The sequence below is a fragment of the Deltaproteobacteria bacterium genome, from assembly GCA_016234845.1.
Classification (GTDB): domain Bacteria; phylum Desulfobacterota; class Deferrimicrobia; order Deferrimicrobiales; family Deferrimicrobiaceae; genus JACRNP01.
Window position 1 is genome coordinate 1 of the sequence record JACRNP010000061.1, and the last position, 4357, is coordinate 4357.

The window sequence follows — 4357 nt, forward strand, 5'->3', positions numbered from 1 at the left end:
ACCCTGGACGGAGGTTCCCCTTCGAACAGCCCGTCGATCGCCTTTTGGATGTTCTCCACCATGATGCCCAATTTCCTACCTACTCTATAGATTTTATGGAATTATAGAGGAAACCAACCCGCTGTCAAGAATAATCGAATAATCTTACATTTATTGAATAGTTATGTCTGGAGGGAGCCCGTCCGCCGCCGAAGCCGCCACCGCCATGCTTCCCCGACCCACAGCACGGTGGAGGTGCCGGCCACGATCGAGATCCAGTACGGCAGCGGCAGCGGCACGGTCCGGAAGAGCGACCCGCCGTACTGGACGACGAGGATCTGGCCGACCAGGATCAGGAAGACGATCCGGAGGAAGCCGCGGTTTCGCGAAAGGCCCGCGAGCGCGGAGCGGGAGAGTCCGAACGCCCGGGCGTTGAACAGATTCCAGAACTGGAGCATCACGAAGGTGGTGAAGAAGACGGAGAGCTCGAGATCCGTGGCCCGCCCGTCCCTCAGGATCCACAGCATCCCGCCGATGAACAGGGCGAGGAACGGGAGCGCCGTCGCCGCGAGGTTCCGCGCCATCGGGCGCGTCACGATGAACTCCGCGGGATCGCGGGGGGGACGGTCCATCAGGCCGTCGTCGGGGGGGAGCGTCGCCAGCGCGAGCGCGGCGAAGGTGTCCATGATCAGGTTGACCCAGAGGATCTGCGTCACCGTGAACGGCATCGGGATCCCGAGGAACGGGCCCGCCAGCGCCGTCCCCAGGGCCGCCGTCCCCAGGGCGGCCGCGCTGACGGTCAGCTGGAACAGGAGGAACCGCTGGATGTTCAGGTAGACCGAACGCCCCCAGCGGATCCCGAGGACGATGCTCCGGAACGAATCGTCCAGCAGGACGATGTCGCTCGCCTCCCTCGCCACGGCGGTCCCCGACTTCCCCATCGCGAGGCCGACGTCGGCGTGGGTAAGCGCCGGGGCGTCGTTGGTGCCGTCCCCCGTCACCGCGACCACGTGCCCATCCTCCTTCAGCAGCCGCACGAGCCGGAGCTTGTCGGAGGGGCGCGCCCGCGACAGCACCTCGAGAACGCGGGAGGAGGCTTTCGCATCCTCCTCCCCCATCGCCGCGAATTCCGGCCCGGTCCGGTGGGCGCCGCCCCCCTTCCCGGCCAGCCCGATCGCCCGGGCGACCTGGCGGGCCGTCCCGGGGTTGTCCCCGGTGACGACGATCACCCGGACGCCCGCGTTGCGGCACTCCTTCATCGCCTCGGGGACCTCCTCCCTCACCGGGTCCGCGATCGCCGCGAACCCCAGCCAGACGAGGTCCGTCGCCGCGCGGGAAAGCCCCATACCGGCGGCGTCCTCCGGCGCGTCGCGGAACGCGAGCCCCAGGCTCCTCATCCCGGCGGCCTGGAACCCCGCGAGCGCCTCCTCGATGGCCGCCGTCGCGTCGCCGATCGGTTCGGGCCCGCGCGGCGTCATCACCCGCGAGCAGCGGGAGAGGACGATTTCGGGCGCCCCTTTCGCGTAGAGGACCGCCGTCCCCGTCACGGCGGAGACCCCGAGGGTCCCCATGAATTTCCGCTCGGTCGAAAAGGGCCACTGGCGGGCGACCCGGAAACGCTCCCTCACGGGGAGGTAGTCCACGCCGTTCTCCTCCAGCCACAGGAGCAGGGCCCCTTCCGTGGGGTTCCCGACCGGGGACGCCGCCTCGGCCCCGCTCCGGTCCAGGTCGGCCGTGGTGTTGGCCGCGACGGCTTCGACCAGAAGCCGCCTTCGGTACGGATCGGCCGGCAGACCGGAGTCCGCGCCGCCGGGGAACCCCCACTCCTGCACCCGCATCTCGTTCCTCGTGAGGGTCCCGGTCTTGTCCGTGCAGATCACTGTGGCGGCGCCCACCGTCTCGCAGGCGTGCATCCGCCGGACGAGGTTGTTCGCGGCGGTCATCTTCCGCATGCTGTACGCGAGGCTCAGGACGATGCTCATCGGCAGCCCTTCCGGCACGGACGCCACGATGATCGTCACCGCGATCATCGCGTAGTCCAGCAGGGCGTGGACCGGAAACGGGGCCCACGAGAGGCCGCCGGCGACGACCCCCCGAACGACGAGGGCCGAGAAGGTGAGGCCCGCGACGATGAAGCCGGCCGCGCCGATGCCCCGCGAAAGCCGGGCGGCCTGCCGCTGCAGCGGGGTCGCCTCCCCGGGATCCTCCGACGCCGCGCGCGCGCTCCTTCCGTACTCGGTCGAATCCCCGGTCGCCTCGACCGTCATCGTCCCGCGCCCGTCGACCACCATCGTCCCGCGAAGGACGGCGTCCGGGGGGTACGCCGAGGCGAGCGGCTCCCGCGGCGCGGCCCCGGCGGAAGGCGACTTGGGCGTAGGAGCCGATTCGCCGGTCAGGCGCGACTCGTCGACCGCGAGGGAGACGGCCTCGTCGACCGACCCGTCGGCGGGCACCTCCTCGCCGGCTTCCAGGAGGACCGCGTCGCCGGGCACGACGTCCCGGCGGGGCACGGTGGTCACGTTCCCGTCGCGGACCACCCGCACCGGAACGTCGTCCCGCGAACGGTTCAGCAGGTCGAATTCCCGGTTCGCCCGGTATTCGCTGAAAAACGAGATCAGCGTGGAGAGGAGGATCGCCACGGCGATCCCCGCGCTTTCGGTGAGGTGTCCGGTCAGCGTCGACAGGAGCGCGGCCACGACCAGGATCCGGATCACCGGGTCGTCGAACCGGACCAGGAACTGGCGCCACCAGGGGTCCCGCCGGGGAGGCGTGAGGACGTTCGACCCGAACCGGCGGCGGCGCTCCCCGGCCTCGAAGGAGGTCAGCCCTCGCTGCTTCGACGTCGCCATGGGATCGCTTCGACCTCCCGACACCAGTGTATACCCCATCGACTCCCCCGGTCGATTGGCCTTATATTGGTGCGCATGGAAATCGACGAGATCCGGAAACGGATCGACCTGCTGGACGACGTGCTGCTGCGGATCTTCAACGAGCGGGCGCGTCTGGCCCTGGAGATCGGGCACGTCAAGAAGGATCTGGGGCTGCCGGTGTTCGACCCGGCCCGGGAGAAGCGGATCTTCACCCGCATGAAGGGGGACAACCCCGGGCCGCTCGACGACGGGGCCATCGTCCGGCTGTTCGAGCGGGTCGTGGACGAGTCGCGCCGCCTGGAGCGGATCCGGTCCCAGGGGGGAGGACGGGAGGAATGCTGATCATCACGAAGAGGAACGCGACCGAGGAGTCGCTGGACGCCGTGAAGGAGTACCTCATCAACCACGGCTTCGACATCCACCAGTCCACCGGCGCCAACCGCACCATCATCGGCGTCATCGGCGACACGGATTCCCTGGACGAGAAGGTGCTCGGGGAGATGCCCGGAGTGAGCCAGGTGGTCCGGATCCGGAAGGACGATTGACCGGACGGAAACGCTAAAGGGCCCCGATCGCCCGGAGAACGTCCTCCTCGAAGGCGGGTTCCGCGAAGTCGAAGACGCCGGCCCCCGCAAGGTCCCTGCCCGCCAGCTCCTCCCGGTACGGAAGCGTCAGGTCCAACGGGATCCCGGCCTCCCGCATCCTTTCCCGGAGGGCCCCGCCGGTTTCGGGCCGGACCTTGTTGGCGACCACCCGGAGGTTCCGGACGCCGAGGGAGGCGGCCATCCCCAGGATCCGGCGGGCGGTGTCCAGGGACCGCATCCCCGGTTCGACGACGATCAGCAGCAGGTCGAGCCCCTCGACCAGCGCCCGCCCGAACGATTCCAGCCCCGCCTCGAGGTCCAGGACCAGCGACTCGTCCCTGGAAAGGATCAGCTTCCGGAGGAGCGCCTTGGCGAAGGCGGCCTGGGGGCAGAAGCACCCCTCCCCGCCCGTCTCGATGGTGCCGACGGGGAGGAGGAACACCTTCTCCGAGCGCTTCAGGGCGAACCGTTCGGCGATGTCCGAAACGCTCGGGTTCATGACGAACATCCCCCCCGGTTCCCCGGTGGAGCCGGTCCGCTCGGCGATCAGGTCGCCCCGGTGGACGATCGGCAGAGCGGCATCGGGGGGGAAACCGAGGGCGGAGGCGAGGTTGGGATCGGAATCGAGGTCGACCAGCAGGACCGTGTGGCCGGCGCGTGCGAGGATCCCGGCGAGGAGGGCGCATACGGTCGTCTTTCCCGCGCCCCCCTTCCCTCAGACGGCTACCTTCAGGCCCATGTCCCCGGCCCGGCGAGGACCGTGGGCGCCAGTCCGAACCCGGAAGGGACGCGCAGCGCCTCCCGTACCCGCGCCGCGTCGAAGCGCGCGAGGACCCCGGGGACCAGCCCCCGGAGCTCCTCCGGCCGTCCGACGAACTGGAAGCCGGCCACGGACGTCCCTTCGAGCGTGACGCGGAGGAAACC

The 4357-nt window shown here is 69.7% G+C and carries 4 protein-coding genes and 1 pseudogene; 2 read left to right on the plus strand and 3 right to left on the minus strand.

All coding sequences use genetic code 11. From position 1 onward, the window contains the following. Positions 1 to 161: 161 nt before the first annotated feature. The gene (locus HZB86_05130; protein ID MBI5904918.1) at positions 162 to 2828 is read right to left on the minus strand and encodes a calcium-translocating P-type ATPase, PMCA-type; all 2667 of its coding nucleotides are present in this window, start codon (positions 2826 to 2828) and stop codon (positions 162 to 164) included. A gap of 75 nt (positions 2829 to 2903) precedes the next feature. On the opposite strand from HZB86_05130, the gene HZB86_05135 reads away from it, so the two are divergent. After that, positions 2904 to 3191, plus strand: coding sequence for a chorismate mutase (locus tag HZB86_05135; GenBank protein MBI5904919.1), 288 nt, complete (start codon positions 2904 to 2906; stop codon positions 3189 to 3191). Then, positions 3185 to 3394 (plus strand): hypothetical protein, encoded by a 210-nt coding sequence (locus tag HZB86_05140; protein MBI5904920.1) that lies wholly within the window; start codon positions 3185 to 3187, stop codon positions 3392 to 3394. Before HZB86_05135 ends, HZB86_05140 begins: the two co-directional genes overlap by 7 nt. 13 nt (positions 3395 to 3407) lie before the next feature. Here the strand turns inward: HZB86_05140 and HZB86_05145 are convergent. Next, positions 3408 to 4145 (minus strand): annotated as a pseudogene (locus HZB86_05145) (AAA family ATPase). A 17-nt stretch (positions 4146 to 4162) separates the two neighbouring features. Beyond that, the gene (locus tag HZB86_05150) at positions 4163 to 4324 is read right to left on the minus strand and encodes a hypothetical protein (GenBank protein MBI5904921.1); all 162 of its coding nucleotides are present in this window, start codon (positions 4322 to 4324) and stop codon (positions 4163 to 4165) included. Positions 4325 to 4357: the final 33 nt, after the last annotated feature.